Annotated in this window: 24 protein-coding genes; 9 read left to right on the top strand and 15 right to left on the bottom strand. The window is 39.3% G+C overall.

What is annotated here, in order from left to right; translation table 11 throughout:
• The first annotated feature begins 4 nt into the window (after positions 1 to 4).
• The 5 genes from B4A24_RS23240 to B4A24_RS23220 all read left to right on the top strand — a co-directional run bounded on the left by B4A24_RS23240 (position 5) and on the right by B4A24_RS23220 (position 6,185).
• Complete coding sequence (locus tag B4A24_RS23240) at positions 5 to 541, top strand: STM3941 family protein (RefSeq protein ID WP_288813361.1); 537 nt, start codon at positions 5 to 7, stop codon at positions 539 to 541.
• 590 nt (positions 542 to 1,131) lie between these two features.
• A complete protein-coding gene (locus tag B4A24_RS23235) occupies positions 1,132 to 1,470 on the top strand; it encodes a hypothetical protein (RefSeq protein WP_288813359.1) in 339 nt (112 codons plus the stop codon).
• A gap of 81 nt (positions 1,471 to 1,551) precedes the next feature.
• On the top strand, positions 1,552 to 2,331 hold the full coding sequence (locus B4A24_RS23230) for a GLPGLI family protein (RefSeq protein ID WP_288813357.1): 780 nt from the start codon (positions 1,552 to 1,554) through the stop codon (positions 2,329 to 2,331).
• Positions 2,312 to 5,005: a hypothetical protein gene (locus B4A24_RS23225; protein WP_293947327.1), complete on the top strand. Its 2,694-nt coding sequence runs from the start codon at positions 2,312 to 2,314 to the stop codon at positions 5,003 to 5,005. The genes B4A24_RS23230 and B4A24_RS23225 overlap by 20 nt, the downstream gene beginning before the upstream one ends.
• A 163-nt stretch (positions 5,006 to 5,168) precedes the next feature.
• A complete protein-coding gene (locus B4A24_RS23220; RefSeq protein WP_293947326.1) occupies positions 5,169 to 6,185 on the top strand; it encodes an energy transducer TonB in 1,017 nt (338 codons plus the stop codon).
• Here the strand turns inward: B4A24_RS23220 and B4A24_RS23215 are convergent.
• From B4A24_RS23215 to B4A24_RS23160, 12 genes are all read right to left on the bottom strand, one after another.
• A complete protein-coding gene (locus tag B4A24_RS23215) occupies positions 6,177 to 7,436 on the bottom strand; it encodes a hypothetical protein (protein WP_288811062.1) in 1,260 nt (419 codons plus the stop codon). The genes B4A24_RS23220 and B4A24_RS23215 overlap by 9 nt on opposite strands.
• Before the next feature lie 945 nt (positions 7,437 to 8,381).
• Entirely contained in the window at positions 8,382 to 9,326 is a 945-nt protein-coding gene (locus B4A24_RS23210) for a hypothetical protein (RefSeq protein ID WP_172392054.1), read from the bottom strand.
• A gap of 460 nt (positions 9,327 to 9,786) precedes the next feature.
• Positions 9,787 to 10,275 carry a PepSY-like domain-containing protein gene (locus tag B4A24_RS23205; RefSeq protein WP_293947325.1) on the bottom strand — a complete coding sequence of 163 codons (489 nt, stop codon included), beginning with the start codon at positions 10,273 to 10,275 and terminating at the stop codon, positions 9,787 to 9,789.
• Between the two features lie 324 nt (positions 10,276 to 10,599).
• On the bottom strand, positions 10,600 to 11,031 hold the full coding sequence (locus tag B4A24_RS23200) for a hypothetical protein (RefSeq protein ID WP_288811058.1): 432 nt from the start codon (positions 11,029 to 11,031) through the stop codon (positions 10,600 to 10,602).
• 215 nt (positions 11,032 to 11,246) lie between these two features.
• Positions 11,247 to 12,173, bottom strand: coding sequence for a 2-hydroxyacid dehydrogenase (locus tag B4A24_RS23195; protein WP_172392051.1), 927 nt, complete (start codon positions 12,171 to 12,173; stop codon positions 11,247 to 11,249).
• Positions 12,174 to 12,402: 229 nt separating this feature from the next.
• Complete coding sequence (locus tag B4A24_RS23190; RefSeq protein ID WP_293947338.1) at positions 12,403 to 12,750, bottom strand: hypothetical protein; 348 nt, start codon at positions 12,748 to 12,750, stop codon at positions 12,403 to 12,405.
• A gap of 17 nt (positions 12,751 to 12,767) precedes the next feature.
• Positions 12,768 to 13,145, bottom strand: a complete 378-nt coding sequence (locus B4A24_RS23185) for a hypothetical protein (RefSeq protein ID WP_293947324.1) — start codon at positions 13,143 to 13,145, stop codon at positions 12,768 to 12,770.
• A 44-nt stretch (positions 13,146 to 13,189) separates the two neighbouring features.
• Positions 13,190 to 14,062, bottom strand: a complete 873-nt coding sequence (locus B4A24_RS23180) for a glycoside hydrolase family 16 protein (RefSeq protein WP_293947323.1) — start codon at positions 14,060 to 14,062, stop codon at positions 13,190 to 13,192.
• A gap of 419 nt (positions 14,063 to 14,481) precedes the next feature.
• Complete coding sequence (locus B4A24_RS23175) at positions 14,482 to 14,904, bottom strand: DUF3267 domain-containing protein (RefSeq protein ID WP_172392048.1); 423 nt, start codon at positions 14,902 to 14,904, stop codon at positions 14,482 to 14,484.
• Between the two features lie 424 nt (positions 14,905 to 15,328).
• Positions 15,329 to 15,724, bottom strand: coding sequence for a hypothetical protein (locus B4A24_RS23170; RefSeq protein WP_288811051.1), 396 nt, complete (start codon positions 15,722 to 15,724; stop codon positions 15,329 to 15,331).
• A 377-nt stretch (positions 15,725 to 16,101) separates the two neighbouring features.
• Complete coding sequence (locus B4A24_RS23165; protein ID WP_293947322.1) at positions 16,102 to 17,316, bottom strand: outer membrane beta-barrel protein; 1,215 nt, start codon at positions 17,314 to 17,316, stop codon at positions 16,102 to 16,104.
• On the bottom strand, positions 17,313 to 17,990 hold the full coding sequence (locus tag B4A24_RS23160; protein ID WP_172392045.1) for an RNA polymerase sigma factor: 678 nt from the start codon (positions 17,988 to 17,990) through the stop codon (positions 17,313 to 17,315). Before B4A24_RS23160 ends, B4A24_RS23165 begins: the two co-directional genes overlap by 4 nt.
• Before the next feature lie 63 nt (positions 17,991 to 18,053).
• Here B4A24_RS23160 and B4A24_RS23155 point away from each other — a divergent pair, with 63 nt between their 5' ends.
• From B4A24_RS23155 to B4A24_RS23140, 4 genes are read left to right on the top strand one after another with little or no spacing between them, the layout of a single operon-like run.
• The gene (locus tag B4A24_RS23155) at positions 18,054 to 18,902 is read left to right on the top strand and encodes a hypothetical protein (RefSeq protein ID WP_293947321.1); all 849 of its coding nucleotides are present in this window, start codon (positions 18,054 to 18,056) and stop codon (positions 18,900 to 18,902) included.
• A 24-nt stretch (positions 18,903 to 18,926) separates the two neighbouring features.
• Positions 18,927 to 19,331, top strand: coding sequence for a hypothetical protein (locus tag B4A24_RS23150; RefSeq protein WP_288811046.1), 405 nt, complete (start codon positions 18,927 to 18,929; stop codon positions 19,329 to 19,331).
• Between the two features lie 10 nt (positions 19,332 to 19,341).
• On the top strand, positions 19,342 to 19,896 hold the full coding sequence (locus B4A24_RS23145) for a YceI family protein (protein WP_288811044.1): 555 nt from the start codon (positions 19,342 to 19,344) through the stop codon (positions 19,894 to 19,896).
• Positions 19,897 to 19,915: 19 nt separating this feature from the next.
• A complete protein-coding gene (locus B4A24_RS23140) occupies positions 19,916 to 20,845 on the top strand; it encodes a DUF5777 family beta-barrel protein (RefSeq protein ID WP_288811042.1) in 930 nt (309 codons plus the stop codon).
• 238 nt (positions 20,846 to 21,083) lie between these two features.
• Here the strand turns inward: B4A24_RS23140 and B4A24_RS23135 are convergent, their stop codons facing one another.
• The 3 genes from B4A24_RS23135 to B4A24_RS23125 form a co-directional block, all read right to left on the bottom strand.
• Entirely contained in the window at positions 21,084 to 21,965 is an 882-nt protein-coding gene (locus B4A24_RS23135) for an AraC family transcriptional regulator (RefSeq protein WP_172392042.1), read from the bottom strand.
• 215 nt (positions 21,966 to 22,180) lie between these two features.
• The gene (locus B4A24_RS23130; protein ID WP_293947320.1) at positions 22,181 to 23,170 is read right to left on the bottom strand and encodes a DUF5007 domain-containing protein; all 990 of its coding nucleotides are present in this window, start codon (positions 23,168 to 23,170) and stop codon (positions 22,181 to 22,183) included.
• 7 nt (positions 23,171 to 23,177) lie between these two features.
• The gene (locus B4A24_RS23125) at positions 23,178 to 23,861 is read right to left on the bottom strand and encodes a hypothetical protein (protein WP_172392040.1); all 684 of its coding nucleotides are present in this window, start codon (positions 23,859 to 23,861) and stop codon (positions 23,178 to 23,180) included.
• Positions 23,862 to 23,864 lie beyond the last annotated feature (3 nt).

Below are 23,864 nucleotides of genomic sequence, written 5' to 3'. Positions count from 1 at the left end.
AAAAATGAATAAAGCTGAAAATACAATTAGGCTATATAGCAACAAAAAGAAAACAGCATTACTTTTACTTGGATCACTATTGTTTGTTGGAGGCGGCATTTTCTTTGTGATGTATCCAGAAAGCTTTGGCAGAGCGCCTATAATGACGAGGCTGCTTGGCATAATATGTATATTTTTTTTTGGTCTGGCGGCAACCGTGTGCGTCCGGTATCTGCTTACAAATCGACTCCTGCTTGAAATTACAGATCTGGGCTTAAATATCGGCGATAAATACAAAACATTTATCGAATGGCAAGACATCACTGGATTTAAAGAAATTTTGATCTACTCAAATCCGATCATCGTTATATTAATAAAAAATAGTGATGCAGCAATAGGACGGGAATCCAATATGATTAAAAAGAAAATGATGCAGTTTAATATGAACTATGGCTCACCCTACAGCCTAAGCAACGGCAATATGGATATAAGCCATAGAGCCTTACTTAATCTTTTGAATGAAAATCTGATAAAATATACGAACAACAACACGGTCTCCTGATAATAATATTTAGTATCGATTTTAGGTTATCGTATTTTTTATAATACCGTTGATATTTGTTTGTTGGCTCAAAATTACAATACTATCAGCCCCTAACCTACGGACTTTACACTAACGGATTCGAAAACTCAGTGAGTGGTGGAATGGGAAAGTGGTAAATTGACTTAAATACCTTCCAGTTGCCATAGCGCATGAGCATATGGTGATTAAAGCTACTGCCGCGACTATTTTTACAGGTGTTTTCATAATGTCTTTATTTTATTGTATTAATAGTTTTTATTTTATCTGCTGTATGCCAAAGACTATACCGGTCGCCCCAATGAACTTATGCCTCCTAGACTCTATAATGAGCTTTTCTAAAATGGAAATGTGTGCATACGAACAGTTTTTAAACATACTGTTCGGATATGTACAATGCTTTAAGGATCTAACAAAAACTAAAAATCGAATAAGTCAGGGCGAATAATAGTTCAACCTTTGCGAATACCAAACGGCCAAAATCAATTCGTTTCCTTGTCCTACTTTTATTACCAGATAATTAAAACATGTCCCAAAAAGGCATGTATGGTTAAACAAAAAAATATAAAAAAATGAAAAAATTAGTAATGAGTCTGGTCGCAGTAGCTGCGTTATCAACTGCGGCATTTGCCGGAACAGGTGCAAAAGTTTCTAAAGAAAATGCAAATGTAAAAACAACCAATTACAAGCTAGCTAAAAACAACGCTAAGGTTAAAGTTACCGAAGCGTCAAAGGAAAGCAAAAGCATGTTGACAAAATGTGTTTATACCCTAAATGTTTACAATAGCAGCGGCCAAGTGATTGACACCTTCACTTCGCAAACTTACGTAGAAAATTCCTGTTCAGGATTCTTCGCCAACTGCAGAACGATTTATAGACATATGCTTGCAAGTGGCGAACTAGGGATATAGTCTGAGAACTATATTTCAATTGAATTACAAATGTAAAAATTTAAGCGGGGCTAAGGCCTCGCTTTCTCCAATCCAACGACCATGTACAAATATTCTTTATTCTTTGTATTCTTATTGGCCACAGCAGTTTCTTATGGCCAAAAACTAAAGGCAGTGTACGAATACCTGCCATCGCCCATGGCAACTTTTCGGGAAGAGGTTTATTTTCAGGACGGGGCAAAAACGTCCGTTCGCGATTCGCTACCACAGCCCAAGTCCAAGGCTACTAGCAATGGTGATGATGAGGAACTAAGCGGCAGTATGTCGGTCACCCTAGATATGGGCAAAATCTACCGAAACATTGTCATCCAAAAAAACAATGCGACGCAACTGCTCGAAACCCGCTCGCTAAAAGGGAGCAACTACCTCGTTAACGACGAGCTTCCGCCCTTAGCGTGGAACACCAACTTCACTGACGTAGATACCCTAGGCAAACATATATGCCACAAGGCCACCGCCACCTACCGTGGTACCACCTTAGTCGCCTACTATACGAACGATATTCCGGTACCTGCCGGGCCTTACAAATTTGGTGGCTTGCCCGGTCTTATCGTCATGCTATATAATGAAGGCGCCAACCCGCACTATTGGTTGCTTAAAGAAATTGACTACCCCTACACAGGCGATGTGCCCGTTAACGAAAAATACATAAATACCTTGCCCAAACTCAGCTTAGAGAGCTACATAAAAAAAGAAGATTTAGAAACCGAGGAGCGGATGCGCATGATGATGAGCAAAATGCCCTTGATGGAAGGCGTAACCGTAGAGCGCAAAAAAGTTCGTGGCAGTGTAGAACAAGTATATGAGTGGGAAAAAAATTAAGCATAGAATAGGATGGCTTGTTCTATGTCTATTGCCTATATTTGGGCAGGCACAGGTAGCTATACATGGTAAGGTCAGCGCCGAAGGTGAGCCTTTAGGCGGTGTACGTATTGATTTGCGCTTTGCCGCCGATTCCCGAATGCTGACCTACACCTTTAGTGATGGCCAGGGAAATTACCGTTTGCAAACCACACAAAGCGGAAAATTCATTTTGCAGTTTAAATCACTTGGCGCTGAACCGCTTAGCCTGACTATTGCTCCAGCACAAGCTGACACTCTTATTGACGTGCAAATGCGCCCCGGCGGTGTACAGCGCTTACAAGAAGTGATTGTACATGCCAAGCAACCCTACCGAAATGGCCGAGATACCATCGAACTGGCGGTGAACTCTTTTTTACAAGGCGATGAGCGCAATGTAGAAGACCTGCTACGCAAAATCCCCGGGATTAACGTAGGTACAGATGGCAGCATCAAGATTGGCAACAAAGAGGTGGAAAAGGTCATGGTCGAAGGTGACGACTTCTTTGAAAAGGGCTACCGCCTGCTCACACAAAATATGAGCGTGCAACCGCTGGAAAAAATTCAGGTACTGCAGCGCTATTCCAACAACAAACAATTAAAAGGCATCGAAAACTCGGACAAAGTAGCCCTTAACCTGCAACTGAAAGCCGATAGCAAAAATCAATGGCTCGGCTCGGTAGGGGTACAAGGCTCACCAATAGGCCCAAAATATTACCAGGCTAGCGCCAACCTCATGAATTTTGGCAAGCGCAACAAATATTACCTGCTGGCGAGCGCCAACAACAATGGTTACGACGCCGTAAGCAGCATCAACTACCTTATTCAATCCGGTTCGGCTAACGAACCCGGGCAGATTGGCATGGATATAAGCACGCCAACCTTGATCGATAATACACCCAATCTACCCAATTTCGATTATCGGCGCACGAATTTCAACAACGATAAGCTTATTTCATTAAATACGATTTTAAATCCTACATCTGCATTCAAAATCAAATGGATAGGCTTTGCCAACCCAACCAAAAAGTCTTTTTACCGCAATACGGTGCAGGAGTACAACCTGGAAGACATTCAGTTTACCATCACTGAAGACTATGCTTTTGCCCGCAAAATCGACAATTATTTCACCAAACTGGAACTGCAATACGAACCCAGCCCTCATACGACACTTAACTATACTGGCACACTGGGCTCTCTGAACAGCAATGAGCTGGGGACCCTGCTTTTTAATAACATCACCAGCTTAGAAACCACCAAAAACAAAGGCTATCTGACTAACCACAACCTAACGTACAGCTACAAGCTGTCGGAGCGGAAGGCACTGGTCAGCTCCATCCGCTTTATCAACCAGCAGTCGCCGGTTGATTATAGCATCAATCAATATTATTACCAAGACCTTTTCGGTCCCGACTCGGTAAGCGGAGTACAACAGCATATAGACAACAATCTGCGCTATCTGGGAGCTACCACGCATTATATAAGCCGGCAGCAAAACGGCAATTTTTTCGAGCTGGGATTGAGCTCAACCTATCAACAGCAAAAGCTCAACACGCAGTTGCGGCTACTCCCCGGCCCCGAAACGGAGCATAAAACAGTGGCGTACCCACCAGAATATGCAAATGAAATGACCCTCCGCTTGTTTCAGACTAATCTTATTTCTAAATACACGGTAAAACAACGCAACTGGGAAGTGACTCCTCGCCTGCAATTAAGTATGGTATATAGCAGGCTGATTAATTTTGAGGAACAAAAACGCAAAAACAATCTCCAACTCTCGCCCGGCCTATCAGCAAAATGGGCCATACACTACAAAGGACGGCTGGAAACTGATTTGTTTTTTCAACAACAGAATACTAAACTTACCGACCTAATACCCAACTATTACACCACCGGTGTACGCAATTTTATCAAAGGAATGGATAACATAGCTACTTTGAGCAGTTCGGGCGGAACACTTCTATACACCTACGGTAATATGAGCGACCGCTTTTTTGCCAACATACAAATCGGGCATCAGATCCTGTTTGATTATATTGGAACGGAAAACGACCTCCACCCCAATTTTAACCTCATGCAACAGCGCTTGCTCCAAGACAAAACCTTGTCCTATGCTAAGGCCGAGCTCAACTATTTTGTGAAATCCCTAAACGGAAATTTACGATTGGATGTGGGCTTCAACACGGTTGATTATGAAAACATGGTCGTCGGCTTGGGCCGCAGGCAAATCCGCACAAACAGATATGACTATGGGCTTTCGTTCAGAAGTTCGTGGAAATCCTACTTCAATATGTATACGGGGTATAGTCTACAGACCAACAGCTACCGCATGGAAGGTGAGACAAATACCTTGACAAATGGCCAAGCTTTTTTAAATCTCTTCTTGCGCTTTGGCGACAATCTGCAATTCAGCCTCAAGAACGAATCTTATCGCTTTGGAGCCATGCCTCAACAAAAAGCCCAAACGTATTATTTTTCGGATTTTTCAGTATTTTACGATCTCAAGAAATACAAAACACGGTTTGACATTACAGCCAAAAACATCTTCAACACCCGGTCTTTCAGAAATGCGCTGCTCACAGACATCTCGCGCTCTACCACCGAATACCGGCTACTGCCTCGGTACATAAGCGTTGGAATAGACTATAATTTTTAACTTTGAAAGGCAAACTTATAAAAAACCTAGGAAGTAACGATTTAGATAAAACAGGAAAACTTTGGGTAGTCACAAGAGAAGATAACGAATTAACAAATGAAACAATATTAATTTAAATAAAAACTTATGTATATTTGAGAAGAAATAGACATAAATTAACCATATGAAACTCGATTTGTTTAATCCATATAAATGCTTCATCTATCTCATCTTCATCTGCTTCGCGACTTCATTAAAAGCACAAGAAACCATTGTCACTTATATTAAAAAAAATGGGGGGTATACAGCACGCAAAGACTCGGCCGCTTACACCAGTATCATCCGATTGAAACCCAACGAAATGGGACTCTACGAACTAAACGATTATTATCTTAATGGCAACTTAAAACGTCATGGGTGGACTAAAATAGCTGATCCCCGAAAATTACACCTAGAGGGTATAGTGGAAACCTATTATGAAAATGGAAACCTCGCAACTTCGGCCGGATATAACGATAATAAATTGAGTGATACTCTCAAAAGATACCATAAAAATGGTCATTTAAAAGAAACCCGACTTTTCTTTAGATCTGAGAGAAGTCCGAACGAATTTCTTTTCGTGGACCGTAATAGCCGTCTAATCTATTATGCGGATTCTACAGGACGTATACAGATAAGTGACGGGAATGGCACATTTGAATTCAAAGATAAAGAGGGCAGCGAAAAGGGCCAATACATGAATGGAGTCCGTGAAGGACGTTGGGAAGGTACATTTCGTAGTAGCAAAAACAGGTTTGAGGAATGGTATGAAAATGGTGTCCTAAGTAAAGGAATTACCACAGACAGTGCAGGGAACTTACATCCCTATACACAACGCGAAGTCCAGCCGGAATATCCTGGCGGCATACAAAAACTGATGATGTTTGTAGCGCAGAATTATAAATATCCGAAGGAGGCTTTACAGGCGAGGGTATCGGGGCAGCTACTCATTGATTTTGTCATTGAAAAAACAGGGATACCAAATGAATTTGAGGTAATCAATGACCTAGGCTATGGTACAGCAGCTAATGGTATTGAAGTGCTTCAAAAAGCAAAAAAATGGACTCCGGGGTATCAGTTTGGCCTACCTGTACGTGTCAAGTATTCTCTTCCGATTCGATTACATACAACGCCCGCGCCAAAGGGCGCCAAATCACAATAGTCTAGACCGGATCTGCTTCAATACCGCCTGCATTTCTTTGTGACGCCCTTTATTGAGCTTGGATAAGGAAATCGCCTTCTCCTGCTCTGCTTCTGCCTGCGCGTAAAAACTCACCCGATACAACAGTAAAGCCAATGTATGATGGTATTGGGGAATATCGGGTTTCAGATCAATTGCTTTCGTTTGCCAACGGATAGCGTCAAATAAAGCATCAGGACTATTCCATGCGAAAGCCAAAATCTGTTGGGCTCCATAGTTCAGGTTACGGGCTTGGTCGCCCTGATAATATTGACGTCCTTTACCAATCCACTGTTTAAAGGCCGCATTTTGCGCACTGTCCAATAGTGGACCTTTTCGTGATAACTTTATTTGATGGTCTTGTACGAAGTCTATACGAGCTATGGAGTCAGGATCAATACGATAGAAACGATCATTATAAAAGCGGCGTGCCATCTGAATATAGGCGACTGTATCTTTCATAAGCCGTTTGTACTCCAAGGGATAGTAATCTTGTGAAGCGGCGCCACGTAAATAATTCGATGTCCAGGTCTGATAAGTAAAATAACCTATATGCTGGGCTAAAGAAAAATCTTTCTTATCGAGGGCTTCCCGAAATGTCCGCTGTATGATTCTATTGTTTATTTTTTTGCGTACGGGCAAAGGCAAACTGGAATACAAACTATCGACCATTTTACCATTGGTACGTGCCAAGAGATAGGTCTTACTGTTATATACTGGCCCGCAGCTTAACAGAAATGTAACAGTCTCAAAATTATTCAACTGTTCTATAGTCAACTGTGATAAGTAATCGTTCAATACCTGTTGATCTGTATATTGATCAAATGCCTGATACCGTTGAAGCATCTTTGTCAATATAGACTGTTGGCGCATCCCCTTGCGATATTGCGCGGTAAGCTTACCCAGTGTTTCACCCTTCGCAAGCGTAGCGACCGAATCAATGAGACGTTCCAACTCAATTGTGCCATCAACTGCTTTATCGTGGCGCAATAAAGGTATCCCATCTTTATCGGTAAAAAGATAAAATGGATCATTCATCTGAAATGTTTGAGCCAGTGGATGATTAAAATCATCACGATCGACTTGCACGATTCCCGAAACAAACTGCGTACTGAGGATGTCTTTTGCTTTCTTGGAAACAGTTCCTTTAAAAGGTACAAACTGTTCATCCCTTTGATGGACCACCAAGAACATCGGCTTCCTTTCTTGTACTGCACGCTCTAGCAAATGCAAATAATCATTTTTTTGCGGAAATGTAGCTTGCTGTGCTACAACAGGATAAATAAAAAAATATAAAAAGGCTAATACAGCAGATTTTAAATAGCACCGACTCATCATTCAAATAAAATTGATTATCAATAAGTATAATATAATAATAAAACGCTTTAATTTATGACTTTCTTGTTCACAGATGAACCCGAATAAAAATATAGTTTAAATGGGCAAAGAACAAATTGATATTTTCACCTATAAAACTAATAAATATGAATACATTTTTCAAAAAAAAATTAATTTCATTTACAATAAATTAATATTCATAATAAACCAATCATTCGGCAGCTGGTCATTGCATAAATGGATTAAAACATTTTAACATTGTTGATTATTGCTCACAAAATCTATAGGTCTTATGATCAGAAAGTCTTTTTAGATATAATCTCCTTTCGCCATAATAAGTATCAATCCTATCAATTACTGCAATGGGCGTGTCGATACTTAGCCTATTATACACCGTGTCATTTCGCACGAAATTGTAGGTACCGTTGAAAACAAGAATATCCTGTAAACCAACATGATCACCACAATTTTTCCAAATAGAATTTGTTAAACTCTTATTCTTGCAAGAACAAAAGAAGAAGCTTACGCTCAAAAAGAATAGAAGAAATTTTAGTTCCATCGGAAAATCACTTTCGGTAATATGCACTACAGCAATAACACACAATGTAAAATACATAATTTTTCTAAAACTATTTCAGATCGGTTATTGTTCTTATGATACAAAACGGGCAACAAGTTCCTTTCTAAAGAAAGAACCAACATAAAAATTGGCGTCGTACAGTGAAAATCCAATAGTATTCAAAACACATTGGATGACGAAACAAAAAAGAGGCCTTTCCAACAGTTTAGTAAAATGAGCCCAGGATAAATTCTGTTTACATAAAATTTAGCAAAGGATGCCTATTTAAGGGATTTCACATAGAATGGTATCTCAACATCTTCCTTCACCACTCTGCTTTCATTGAGAATATCCATAATGATCAGGCCTTGGTAATACGGTTCTACCGATCGTTCACCAAATGTTCTGTGTATACCAGTAATTTTTCCTCGGGTTTGAAAGCGTTTCCAGTTGTGATCAATATATCCATAGGATTCTGCTAGCATAAATGGTCCTTGATATTCCCAGTATTTTACACCGAGCTTTTCATTACTATCGTCAAATACCATTTCTTTATTTACGAGCTCTGAGATATCACTGTCAAGTCTCAAACTCATATACTGCCCAGCGTTGGAGTGAACATTGTATGCATACTGAATATACTGATTCGCCGTACCAAGGCCGCTAGTTGTCGTACCGGCAGAGGAATACATGGAGAAAAAGTTGAAAGAAGGGTTTTCGGTCATCACATCAAGGATCAATCCTTTACATGGGACATATTCAATGGCAGTTAGATCCACATTACCTGTCAATATTCGTTCGTCATCTTGTCCACTTCCTTTATAAACTTTGCCTTTAAAGGAAAATGATAAATGTCCGCCAGATTTGTCGTATTTAAAATCGGAGATTTGAAAAGATTTTTCAGCTTGAAGATGTGGCGCAAAATAGTGACCGTTATTCGAAGAATTCTGCTTAAAATACTGTGCCTTCGCCAATGCACCATTATGAAGCAAAGTGAGCTTTAGTTCGGAGTAATTTCCGTCAGATTCTTTAACACCTGTAATAAGATTGATATTACCACAATTGTCCATCGTATAATCATAACTCACCTTTCCCCTTACCGCATGGTTATTGTCCGAAAACAAAATGCTCATGCCAGAAACGGTGTCGTCTTCTTCTGATTTTTTGCAACCAACAACTGAAAGAAGGAAAAAAGATAGTAAAAAAAGTAACGGTCTATACATCATATAAGCTTAAATTTCATGAAAACAATCAAATATTTACAAAAACTATATTCGACATATAAAACTAATCAAATATTAACATAATTTCAAATAAACTTATTTTCACACATAATAAATTAACAAAATAAGTTTCGCCAGGAAAACCTATAAGGAATAAATCCCCATCATAGGGTCTCTTAACGATGAGATACGGTCAACGTCTTATCGGCCAATATGGCGACATTATTTCATAGGCATTATTATCCAAGACAAAAAAAGCGTAATATTAATATTTCAAAACAGATAAGTATGTAGAGAGCATCCTTCCTGGCTAACCAATCAAATTAATGAGTGGTCTGCCTGATTTATTCAACAACAAAAATTTCTTATAATAAAGTAGAGGATTCCGTCTTTAAGATATATGGAAGACTTACGAAATAATTGAATAATGAGTAAGCCATGTTCTAGAGGGGAAACAATGCTATTATTTTTTCATGCGCAAAAATTGGCCCTTTGTATCAAAATAGAGTTTATTGTCATTCGTTAACTCCAATTTATAGCCGCTATCGGACTTATCTACGCTCTCAACACCTATACCATTATATTTTTCTCTCAAATAAGATTGAATGGATAACGGAAAAAAACTGCTAGGTAGCGCAATACCATCTGGCGCCTGAACTTCAATCCAGTTACCTAACTTACCAAAATCGATCTCTGTATAATCAGCTAATATTACTTCGTGAAATGTCCCTATAACAGTGGGTGATTTCTTGGCCTTTACTTCAAGTATCTGTACATTCGGAAAATATTTCTTGATAAATACCAATGCACTGTCGGGTAAAGGAGCATTCTCAAAAATTTCAGATTTAACCTGGCTGTCTTTACCTGCACTATAATTTCTATCATTCTGAGCAGCATTGGAACATGAACAGAAAATTAAACAAGTCGGTAATACCAAAAGTAGTTTCCACATTCTAGTTTTTCGTTTATATAGTAACTTAAAAAAAGCTAAAAATGTTTTAAGCATCTTATCCTTTTTTAATATCATCTATCTGTTCATTCAATTATATTTGAGAATGTCTTTAGGTCTATTGAACACCACACAAAAATAGCCATAGAGGCTTTCGTTTATGGTATTGATTCGTTCAGAAATGGTTAGTTTTTGTATTGAATAAGAAATAAGACCATATAATTAATTCGTTTACAGATTGAAAGATGCGACTTTATTTATACAAAATAAACATCACATCTTTTGATCTGCTCGACAAATTTGTGTATGTGTTTGAAATGGCTATTATTAATAAGAATGGACTGATTCGGATACTTTCCAACTACCAGCCTCATAGGCTAAAGTAACAAGGTCTGTCATGCTGAAATGCTGAAATTTAAGTATAATTTTTGCGATCATATAATCTGTCGACTTTTCCACTATCTTCATAATCACCTTGCAGTTCAGAATTTCTCCCTTTTGTTTTTTCAAGGATTTAATCAGAGCCTTACGCTCATAAGTCTGTACATTGGAAGATTGGATCTTTTGAATGAAATTCTCCGCAAATAATTGTTCCACACTTGCTGATTCCCCCTTGGTAGTGACTGCAACATAATAATCGAGCGCAAGGTCCGCTGTAGATAGGTTTACCATTACGCTTTCCGATTTTGTCACTGGTCCCTCAGCTGCTATAGCGAAAGTCGATACTGCGGTTAAAGCTGCGAATGTGAATATTTTCATCAAAGTTTTCATAATCTTTTTACGTTATCTGTATTAGTTTTTGCTCCTTTTCCAATTGTCGCAAGGAAATTGAAATGTTGCATCATTTCCCTATAGATTCTGACTCAAAACTACAACACAATACGCCGCTGATCTACGGGCTTTAGACCAACGCAAAAGAAAATTCGGTGAATGAACGAAATGGAGAGGTGAAAACTCTGCGGCAGCGTAGATTTCTAATAGCCCTTTTTTAAGGAAACTTCATTGAGCAAAGGTTGCCCAGCAGCCATTCTTCTATAATTATCCACCACTTGCAAGACCGAAGAGCCAATGTTTGTCCTACTCGCAACATGAGGTGTTATAAAAATAGAGCTGCAATTCCAGAATAGATGCTCTGGGGGTAATGGTTCTTGATGAAACACATCGAGGTAAGCGTCGGTAATCTGTCCTTTGTCGATAGCTTCTATTAAATCGTCATCCACAAGATGGTCTCCCCTACCAACGTTAAGTAAAACCGTTCCCTTCGGACACAAAGAGAAAAACTCATGATTTAAAATTCCGCTGGTGGCATCAGTCAATGGCAAAACATTCACAACAAAATCCGTCTGCTCAACTGCTAAGCTAAGGCCCTCAATACCTGTAAAAGAAATGACTCCCTGTATATTTTTTGGTGAATTGGACCAACCATTAACCTGGAAGCCTAGCTCAACCAATCTTTCGGCGACATACCCTCCTATTTCACCTAGTCCTAAAACCGTTATACACGTTTGACCAATGGATTTATATACTAGGGGATGCCAATGTTTTTTTCTCTGTTCTCTAACATAAGCCGAAAAATTCTTCATCGAATGCATCACACAGGTCAAAACATGTTCAAACATATCGCTTTTTAGCATTGGATCTACAATCCTACAGGTATGAATATGTGATGGTATAGATTTCGGGAATAAATGATCTATTCCGGCTCCCCCAGATTGGATAACTTTTAAATTGGGAAAATGAGTATAATAACCCGCCTCAGGCTTCCAACAAAGAGCAAATTCGACCTCATCATAGTTTTGGATGTCCGGATAAATCTCAACCTTTGTTTCGGGTAAATGCTTATTGATTTCGAGCTTCCATTCATTGGCCCGACCGCTATTCAGTATCAATGCTATACTCATGTTTCTTTTGTTTATACGAAAATAACATTTATCTTAAACACAGCAATATGTTGTAGTAAACCACCTCGTAAAAATTACACGATGAAGGCTAATGAAATAAGTATCAACTTGGCTCAGGTCTTTTAAATCGTCCAAATGAATCGACCAGTTTTTATTAATCTGAATAGCCTTTCCAAAACCTATCTGCGCAAATACTCTCGCATATGAGGCATGGAGTAAAATAAAGAAATTACTCTATGGGTTTTATCACAAAAGAAAAGGAATAATCCTGATAGGGCAATGTATATTCAAAAAGTGGCCACGCTCCCCAGCTATTTATTCCGCCAACGCTCATTTGTCTGAGGTCTATGTTGAGCTGTGTTTGCTTCCTTTTGACCAGATCGGCCGCATGACGCTGTTGTCTTTTTGGGCCATCATCCAAATCGCTGTCAAAATAATGCAAAGCGCTAATACTAAAAGTCGAGTCTGCAGTAACAAGCAATCCACGACCTCGCTTATTCTTTATTTCCGCCCATCTGACATCGGTCTTGTTACCCGTCTCCTGTGGCATGACATATGGAAAATACTGTTGCTCTATTGTTTGATTATATACTCCTACATGTGACGAAAAATTTCTTCCAATTCAATCGCATCGGTAACCTGTTTCCAGGATTTTAGCTTTTCAGGTGTATTCGCACCAAAATCATTGTCATTCGGAGCCCGCCAAAAATTAGCCTTAAAAAAAGCCTGTTCATCGTTAAAATCCTGTCCCTTATAGTTATAATATGACAGCCATCTTGATTTAAGATCAAACTTGATCAGCAGCTGCTTTGCCTCAACAACAAGATTTCCATCTCTTCGCTCTGCTTTGATATTCCCTCCCGCTAAAATGGCCGTATTCGGTTTGAAAACTCCCCCTAAAGACAACTGCTCAGTCGCGACAATATGTCCTTTGGGAAGCAATGGTTCTGCTTCTTTCAATCGATACGTCAAATTTAGAAATTTCTCACCTTGAGCAGCTGTCTGATAAGGAATAGCTAACGAGGTGAACTGCTACGGAGAAAAGCTTCAGACTTCGATTTTTGATAAACGCGTACGTAATCTATTTCGTACTTTGCCGGAAGTAATTTGGTATCGATCGTGCCGCCGTTAATGCCACCCAGCGCCAAATTCAACAGCAGGTAATGTGGCTGTGTAAATGGATTGAAACCTGTACCATCACGATTGATCAATTGGTCCATTGTAACGCGTATCATCTCGATATCATCGACGTAAAGAGCAATTGCCTTTTCATCCCAGGCCATCCGCCAGATGTGGAATTGATCTGCCCAAGCTTTTCCGCCGAGGTCCTCGATGGCTCTTGTCTTGCTAAACCAATGGGCGTTCCAACGCTGGCCAGTTCCTACTGCGATATTGGCCAATATATTGCCGCGGTAATATTCCATAATATCTATTTCACCATTGGAAGGCCATTCTTTGCCGGTACCTAAAGTCCAGAAAGCAGGCCAAAGTCCTTCACCTACAGGGATACGTGCCCGAATCTCAAAAATACCATATTGCCACTTCTGTTTGCCTAAGGTATTTATCGACGCTGAAGTATACTTTATCTTTTTACGGGAACTAATCCAATCACTACTTGCCGGTTGAAAGCCAGGATGATCGCGTTCTTCTCTCTTTGCTTCAATAATTAATAGACCATTTCGACAAAATGCATTATCTTTTTGGTACCATTGTTCTTCACGGTTACGTTTGAAGCCTTCCTCATAGCTCCATTTATTTGTATCGAGAGAACCTTCATCATTGAATTCGTCGGACCAGACCAAACTATATTCAGATGGTATGGGTTGTTGACTATGGGCAACGAAATGATTTGTAAGCAAACTAAGGCAGACAAATAAAAGTTTTTTCATTATTAATTTAAGTTTCTTTAAGACTATAGCTCTTGATTATCGTAAACAAAAATATCCCCTTTTCGGTAATAATAGAGGGGGATATTGGGTCAAAAACGGGGATATATTCGTAATTATGTAATAATGAGATTACATAATTACGATTTCAGGTCAAATAACCAGTGACGCCACTTCCACTGACAAGTGACCATCCTCGATCTTGATAAATGACAAAATTTTCTGCAATATCGTTTTCCGAAGCCAATAGAAAATGTTCAGTTGATCATAAAATTTCACAACCATCAAAAGAGATGGGTGCGCATGCTTTTCCTGTGTTAGCTGAGATTTTAAAGTTACCTGCATCGTTGGTCTTACGTAACTCGACCAGCTTTTAACATTTGTCAATCGGCTACATGCAAGTAATAATCACAATCTATCGATTAATCTTCTTTTTTATAGATAAAACATCCTGCCTCAGAAGGATGGTCAAGAACCAGGCTTCGCATATCTTCCCGCCATATCAGCTGAACAATCATAAAATCACCAGCAGCAGAAACGGTAAAAAAAATGGCAAACAGGAGTATATGAATATTTCCACTGTACCATGCATACATAATAGGTATAATCCCTAGTATAATCGATGGCATCAATGCGCCTATGATATACTGTCGGACGCGAAGTGGCTCCTTGCAATGGCAATAAGGTGTCAACATTTTCATTAAAACACCGAATTTGATCGATCTGAACCCATTTTTGGTATAACATGACCAAGTTATACCATGAATTAATTCGTGCACCGCGACCCCAATAGCTATTACGAGCACACCTAACAAGGCAGAAGATAACGATGTTATTTCTAACATATTTTTAATAAAAACAAACGGTTCATCGGGTCCCCAAATTAGATAAAATGGGAAGGTATACAACAGTATAATTGGAACAAATAAGAGAAGGGCAAAGATATTTGCCTTATACAGATCTATAAACCGTTCTTCTTTAACATATCCGGAAGGTGATTCCATTTCCATCGGGTTCTTTGTTAGGATTTATAAATGATACTCCTTAAAAATAATATAATTATTAGTTCCTTACAAGGAACACGGAAAAGTGTGACGAACGTCGGACTTTTTGGACTATGAGAAGCCAATCTTATGATGTGGCCATCTCACTCTTGGGCTTGTAATATATTCAAAGAAAGAAATGAAAGGATCGTAAAAAGTATTTCATAAAAAACGGGTTGTCCAAAAAAAGATTGGGCAACCCGATATATTATTTTATATTCCAATATTATTTACGCTGACAATCGGCTGACCATGCCTTACCATCTTTGGTATAACCAATCGTTAATTTACCAGCATCAATTCGGATAAGTCCTGTCCCCGCCGAACCGATATTGATCAAGACATTATCTTTTTTCTCGAAATCAACTCCGTTAAGATTAGGGATACCATTTCCAAATGCGAAATTATAGGAGTTACCTACTTTGGTCACCGTAACTGTTCCCTCTGCAGCAGATACATCGTTATCATTGTCATTTAGATCATCAAAAGAGATAGTACCTTCGTATTTACCAATAAAAAGATCATTGTCCGAAGGATCGTCATCTTTACTACATGAAGTAAAGCCAATGAAAACTGTTAAGATAAGGAAACCTAGTCCTAATGTTTGAATTAATTTTTTCATACGTTGATGTGTTAATGTGTATATTCATTTTTTATAAACAATGAGTAAATTTCAAACATTATGCCATCAGACTGCAAGGATATCAACATAGGTATCAATAATCGGAGAAGAGGTATAAATACCCCACACGCGTATAAATACAGTTTACTTTTCACTAAGCAAGACTGTATTTAGCAATATTAGACTGATCACAAGGTTCAGGTCAACACCCCCAACATCGGCTTTGTTCTAATTCAATATCCACATTTGATTTAATAAAATGCGCTTTCCTAAAAAATCAATGGCAATGGTAATGAAATTGGCAATGAAATATGATGTCGTCGGAGTCAGATCAAAAAAACGCTGAACGCCAGCAGTTGGATGACGAAATGCTAACATTACAGGCTCACTCCCAACGTAAAGGCTACCCCTTTTGACTCCAGGTCTACATTACCATAACCAATCCCTGTCAATGGTAATTTAACAAAAGGTTTCACACCGACGTTGATTTTGTCATTGATTTTCTTTTCAATAGATATCGAAAAATCTGCAACGCCAAAAATATGCTGATTCTCACCATTGACTTCATAGACGGCACTTTTCTTATCTCCACCATAACTCCCTCCCCCTTCGTAATCAAACGTGTATTTTTCCTTCAGCATAAAATAACTCGAAAGTCCGGCACTGACATTAAATTTCACTTTTTTACTTTTCAGTACGGTATAACTTGCTGTTAGCGGCACATCAATAACGTCACAAACGGCACTTACACTGCTTGGTAATTGGGTCAGCTCTGGCGGGTTTGATGGCGTATAGAATTTATATGCGGACTTATAATTCTTCTTCGCATAGGTTGCTCCTACAGAAACACTCAGCCCTTTGGTCAAGGGGTAAGAATAGGCTAAACCGATATTTTCACTAAGGGAAGATTTACCTGCCCCCCTGACACTCGTTAAATCCGGACCTGCTAAAAAATTTATAGCCGAACGTTCTTTTTGCAATGGGGCTATTATTTCATCACCTTTTGATTGATAAATGGAGGCCAAACGATTAGCCGTCGCTTCGACGGGGTCGGCTTTAAAGCTGAAACTTGGCAATGTTTTTACATTATATTGCATTTTTGGAATTGAGAAAGCCGTATTCAAACTGGTTACTTGCCCCGGCGTATATTTCGCATCGCCAATATCTACGATTCGTATACTTTGCAATAACGCTGCTTCAATTGCAGTTTGTAACTTCAGCACTTTCTCTTGTTTCGGGTCATACAAAATCCGTGTTCCCTCCTGTTTTGGATCAACAATAGGATAGTCCAAAGGATCAGCAATTTCGTTTTCCGGAATTGCTTCTTTATGTGCTGAAACGGGCTCAGTTGTTCTTTCTGATGATTCGTTTATCAAGCGTAAATCACCATTCCAGGAGAAAAACACCGCGAAGACGGCCGCTATAGCAGCAGCTAATGCTGCTAATACGACAATCTTTTTCTTTTTCGACTGTCTCTCTTTATCTAGCCGGAATTCAATATCATGCCAATGTGATTCATCAAAGTCAAATTTCGCATCACTGAGACCGTCCCTAAAAATCTCATCAATCTTATTCTTATCCTTTTCCATCATGTTTTCTCCTCAGTTTTACCACATGCTGCACGTTGATTTTTCACCATTTCAGCCAATCGGCCGCGAGCCTTATGTAGATTGGATTTTGATGTCCCAATAGCAATACCCAACATGTCACTGATCTCCTCATGTCCATAACCATCTATGGCATAGAGGTTGAAAACCGTCCTATATGCTGGTGGAAGCTGATGCACCATTGCCAATAGATCTTCATAGTTTAATTTTTGGCTGATCGTATCATCATAAACGATTGTTTGCTCATACATCGCTACATCCACAAGTATGCCCTGTCTTATCTTTGCCCGATAAAAATCAATTGCTGTATTTGTCATGATCTTTTTGATCCACACAGAAAAAGGTTTTTGATAATCGTATTTACTTATATTTTTAAATACTTTAAAAAAACCTTCATTTAATATACCTATGGCGTCCTCCCTATTATTCGAATAACGTAGACATATCCCCAAGGCCATCGCATAATACAGGGTATAAAGATCTTTTTGGGCCCTACGGTCACCATCGATACATCCTTTAATAATATGGATAGATTTTTCGTCAACTTCAGGTATCGCCACTCGATATTGCTTCTTTCTTTTGATAAATATAGTATTAAGTCTAATACGAACGGATAATTCAAAAGGTTGCCTGCAAAAAATATTTTTTTTTCGCCTCATCTCAAGGCAACTTTTTACGCGCAGTGCTCGTAGTAACAAGACAACATTTTAAAACACACAATGATGAAATCAAACAAAAAACAGGTGGCAGCAGCCTTTATAGCCATGATCAGCTTATTTTCGGCATGCTCAAAAAACGATAGTGATGGCCCAGATGTTGAAAACAAAAACAAAGGCGTACAGATAACCGCTAACAGCCAATTCGGCAGTATCCTAACGGATGAAAACGGAAAAACACTTTATTTCTTTTCCAATGACACAAAAGGAAGTTCGACATGTAGCGGCAACTGTTTGGCAACTTGGCCCGTTTACTATAGCAGTGAAGCAAGTACGGACGTCAAAATCGATAAAAGCCTACTTGGTGAAATCATCCGTGAAGACGGTTCCAAACAGAGTACCTTCAAAGGCTGGCCCTTATATTACTATGCTGGCGACAGCCAATCTGGTCAGGCAAAAGGTGATGCCGTAAATAAAATCTGGTATGTCGCAAAACCCGATTATTTACTTATGGTTGCCAATGCGCAGCTCATCGGCCATGACGGTAAAAATTATTTAGGTGATTACACCGAAGGAACGGGAAAAACAATCTATCTGACTGACGACAAAGGAAGAACACTGTATGCTTTTAAACCGGACAAGTTCAATAAAAACAATTATACGGAGCCAGATTTCAGCAATGACGCCATCTGGCCAATCTATCAAAAAGAAACCGGTTCATTACCTTCTCTTGTGGGCTCTGCGGATATCGCTGTAATCTCCGTTTTTGGAAAGAAACAATTGACATACAAGGGCTGGCCGATATACTATTTCGGACAGGATCAGCAACGGGGAGATAATAAGGGAATCAGTTTTCCTCGTGTTGGTGTATGGCCTATCTTGAACGATAATACTGCAATCGCTCCAACAAATTAATCCAATCCTAATCAAATTAAACCTATGTTAAAAAAACAAGAAACAGCAAATACTGGTCGAGCGAGTCGTCCTTTCTTAGTGTTGTCAATGACGATAGCTGCCATTGTATTGACAGCCTGCACCAAAAAACAGGCCCAAGAACTCGGTCCTGATCCCGATGGTGGAGATGAGCCCGTAACGGTAACGAACGTCTCCTACAACAATTTTGCTAAAGCACTTTTGGAAGCTAAATGCAGTTCCTGTCATGCCCCGGGGCGCGGTGCCAGTGCAAAGTGGACATTTAGCGGATATTCATCTGTAAAAGACAATAGCGCAAAAATCAACAATGCAGTATTGGTTACCAAATCCATGCCGATAGGCGGCTCGCTGACAGCAAAAGAGATTGAATTGCTGGACGCTTGGATTAAACGAAATACACCTGAAAATTAATATTCTGAATATGAATAAGATCAGCATTTATAGCATACTCTTCCTTATGGTATTTGGGGGGATTGCGGCATTCGCACAAGAAACATCGTCCTTGGTTTCAAAAGAAACAAGTATCACTTTCTTTAGCAGTGCTCCTTTGGAAGACATCGAAGCAAAGAGCGCGCTAGCGGCATCTGCCATGAACATCAAAACCGGAGATATTATCTTTCGGGTAAAAAACACCTCGTTTCAATTCGATAAAAAACTTATGCAGGAGCATTTCAACGAAAATTACATGGAAAGTGATAAATATCCCTTGTCAGAATTTAAAGGAAAGATCGAAGGTGCCGAAAAATTAATCAAAGATGGCAATTATACCTTAAACGTGAAAGGAACATTACAAATTCATGGGGTGACTAAACCCTACACGGCTGCAGCGATATTCAATGTGAGGGCTGGGGTAATAAAAGCCACGGCAAGTTTTCCGGTCAGGCTCGCGGACCACAAAATCACCATCCCATCTATCGTTGGAAAAAAAATTGCTGAAGTAGTGAAAATCAAAGTTGAGGCGCTATACAAACAATAATAATACGAATTTGTTGCAAATGAGAAATATACTATTTATAATCCTGTGTTTTGCTTCGGCAACAACATTCGCCCAGGAAGACCTTGATAAATTAATACATATCGAGGATCCAAAAAACGAAAAAGTTACAGCAACCTTTAAATCGGGCAACCTAATCAATCTAAAAACAACCGAAACTATTCATCGCAATGAAATGGACTTTAGGGTAGACCACCGTTTTGGCGATATCGCTGGCAGTGCTGGTGGTGCCAAGAATTTCTTTGGGCTCGATAATTCGACTGACATTAGAATCGGTTTTGACTATGGCCTGCTCGATAATCTGAATATAGGGATCGCTCGGGCAAAAGGAGCAACGGAGGTCAGGCAGCTCTATGAAGGAAACCTGAAATACCGATTTCTCGAACAAACAGTTGACAACGGTGTACCTGTGTCCGTCGCATTTTTTGGAAGTACAACCGTTTCTGGAATGGAGGCTGCTGAGGATAAGCAGTCGGCGGCTAGCTTCACCCGTTTCAGTGACCGCCTCAGCTATGTAACACAGCTGATCATCGCACGAAAATTCAGTTCCAATTTGTCGCTAACAGTAGTTCCTTCTTATCTCCATCGGAATTATACTGCCTACAATGACCAAAATGATCTCTTTGCACTTGGGCTTGGTGGTCGGGCCAAAGTCAGTAATCGGATAGCAGTTGTCGCCGACTATATATTTCCTTTCCGGAAGTCATCAAATAAAAAATATCGCGAGGAAGTGACTGGTCAGCGCTATTATAATGCATTGGGTGTCGGTCTAGAAATGGACACCGGAGGACATATATTCCATCTCAATTTTACAAATGCTACTGCGATTCAAGAATCGCAATTTATCAGCGAAACAAATAGCGCTTGGGGTAAAGGCCAGTTTCGCTGGGGATTTAGCATTGCACGGCGTTTTAACTTTAACAAAAAATAAAACTCAAACAGAGCCCTTACAGTCGAAAGGCTCTGTTTGAATTTGACCTATTCAATGAGTATAACAGTGTTTTACCAATTTGTAAAGACACATGGTTCTATACCGACCATTACGCTTCCATACTGCCAAAAACTACTCTTTGTATAGCATTATTACTTTGCAGGCATTGCATAAAATACGTAATGCGTTTACCCTTATTTATTTGATCTACAAACTCACTATTTTCGTAATTTGCGTCTTATTTTTCGCTAGACTTTTGCTTGTAGCTTACCATATATTCTTTCGGTGTACAACCAATGATATGTTTAAAAATACGGTTGAAATTTGTAATGCTGTTAAACCCGCAATTGTACGCTATAAAGGATACGCTATCCAAATGATCCTTGTGCAGGCGACTACAAACCTCACTGATCCTAAGCTGATTGAGATAACCAACAAGGGTCAATCCGGAATGTTTTTTGAAATACCGGCAAAATGCCTGTGGCGAAAGGTTGGCTCGTTTAGCAATACTTTCCAGTGTAAGTTCTTCTTTAAAATGGCTATCGATATAGCGGCAGATCGATAAAATTCGGCTTTTATGAAATGAATGGGCTCTAAACTTCCCGTCTGTATCCGAACAAAGCGGTTCAGCATCTTTTGAAATAGCTGAAAGCGTCCTCAATAAATAAAAAAAATGCATCATCTTGTCTATTTGATCTGAATTTTTCAATTGAACAATTCGATCTGAAACACTTTCATTTTCACTGTTTGGAACCTTAAATCCGCGTGTGTTGTGATTTAAAAATTCTTTTAAAGAATCAAATTCCCCCAACATACATAGTTGCCGCAGCTTACCTAACGGATCAAAAAATATCGAAATTGAACAGGCTTCATTCTTTGAAAAATCGGTTGCCAATGATTTAAAGACATGTGCCTGATTGGCTGCAATAAAAAAGATATCACCTTGTTGAAAGGGATGAACCTCCCCCTCCACAATAAGCACCCCATCTCCTTTTACCACCCACATCAACTGCGCTTCCTGATGACGATGGAGATAGGGATAAAAAGATTCTAAGATGTCCTCCTGAACCCTTATGGTCTGCCCTTGACCAAAAGGTACTTTAAAATCCAAAGTATTCATAATTGTAAGTATTAGGTTACTTAACGTACTAGATGCACCATAAATATAACGACTATAACCTTACCCTTCACCATTAAGATCCATACATAATACAAATTATCAAAATTTAGATAGCATTGGATAATTTATTGTTACTAACTATATTTCAAACCTTTACAGATACTACCCATAAAGTGGAAAGAAAGAATTCTCACTTTTCGGACAGCATCTTTCTCTTACTGCGTGACACGTGTTACTGCGGGAAGCTTTATTTCAACTTCATAGGTACCTTCCATCAAAATCTGAAAGCCAAATACTGGATTTACATTGTGTGCTGGTAAACCATCTACTTGTACATATTTCATTGGAATGCGATAATAAATAAGAAAGCCCCAATCTGTCCCTCCCTTATCAAGGTAATTTGTTAAAGGAAAGGGTGCCACCTCAAAGTCACATATTAATGAATTGTCAGTAAACTGAACCGGATTAAACTTTACATGTGTCTCGAACATCGGGCGATCTCCCCTTTTTACAATCTCTCCATTTTTAGGGTTAAATGCTTTTCCATTTTTGTCTACGATTTTGAGGATGACACGTGCACCATCGTTTGAAATTTTTCTACATTCGATCTTAGGAGCTGTAATTCCGGTAAAAACCTCACCTGCCGTGGAGCCTGTAGCAGCTTGATAGGTCACCTTAAACATATCGTCAATACTTGGCTCCACGACCTCGATAGTAGCAAGCTTGGGAAACAACTTTTCACCTCTAGGATTTGTCATTTTTACATCGAAATTATAACGGCCTAACGGTAAATTAGCCGAAGTCCGATTGAAAACCAGCTGACCGCTTACCGTGTTGAACTCCATGGGTGTTTTCTTGACCGTTTCCCTTTTTTTGTTTAACAGCTCAATAGTCGTATCGGTCTCTGCATTGAAGACCATACCTGGCTTAAACGTCAAAAGGTCAAATTGTTTAAAAAACACTTCCGGCGCAGGCTCACCCGAAGATTCGTTGCGCAGATTTAATAATTCAAATTGATAAGGTGGCGTCGAACCGTCCGTATTGATCCTGTCAGACATGATCAATGACATGCCGCGTTTACAATAAATTGTATCGTCCTTGTAGCGGATGCCGTCACTTAAAAAACCATTATCGATCTTCTTACATGAAACGCTCAATCCGACGACAAAAATAAGGGTATAAAAAAAATTTAAATTCGCTTTCATAACTGTGTTATTGAGCCATTTTTCCGGCGTTAAAAAATAAACGATGTGAATTGCTGAGCACATGCAAAATGCCTGTCGTGCTGATGATTCCTGAGGTCTGGCAGTCATACGATTTATCAATTTCTTCCTTCGGAATGGTATTGTAATCCGGTTCCTCAGCGTCCAGCGTGCCGATGACCTTAGTATAATTTAGGTAGTCCACGTAATCTAAATAGTTGTTATAATCGCGCGTCCTGCGCAATTTAATATTGAACCTTACGTTAGGTATCGCTCCAAACTTGCTTACAAAATATTTGTTGTCTGGGGTTAAATTATCTCGGTTTATTTTTCCATCGAATAAATAGATCATCATGGAATCCCGGAGCTCTTTTACTGGAATATTGTTGATCCCAAACTTAATATTTTCATCACCTTCTTCTGCAATTTTTTCTTGCTTTTTTGCTGCTACATACTCCCTGACACCATAATCACTTGTCGCAAAAAACGTAACATCTGAATTAACGATATCTTTAATACCGGCGCGATCTATAATTTTGACCAATGAATCAAAGCTGCCATGATCCTTTAAAAAATCATAGGTTGTCTTGTTGACGTGGGCTTCGCTCTTACCGCCGTCAACCTTATAGTTATCTTTCTCGCATGCGAAAAGAAAAAATAATAGCAATGCGAACAATCCTGTTATCTTTTTCATAAT

The sequence above is a fragment of the Sphingobacterium sp. UBA7249 genome (assembly GCF_002472835.1).
GTDB lineage: Bacteria > Bacteroidota > Bacteroidia > Sphingobacteriales > Sphingobacteriaceae > Sphingobacterium > Sphingobacterium prati.
Note: the sequence above shows the minus strand (reverse complement) of the source record. Positions and strands in the feature narration are given on the sequence as shown.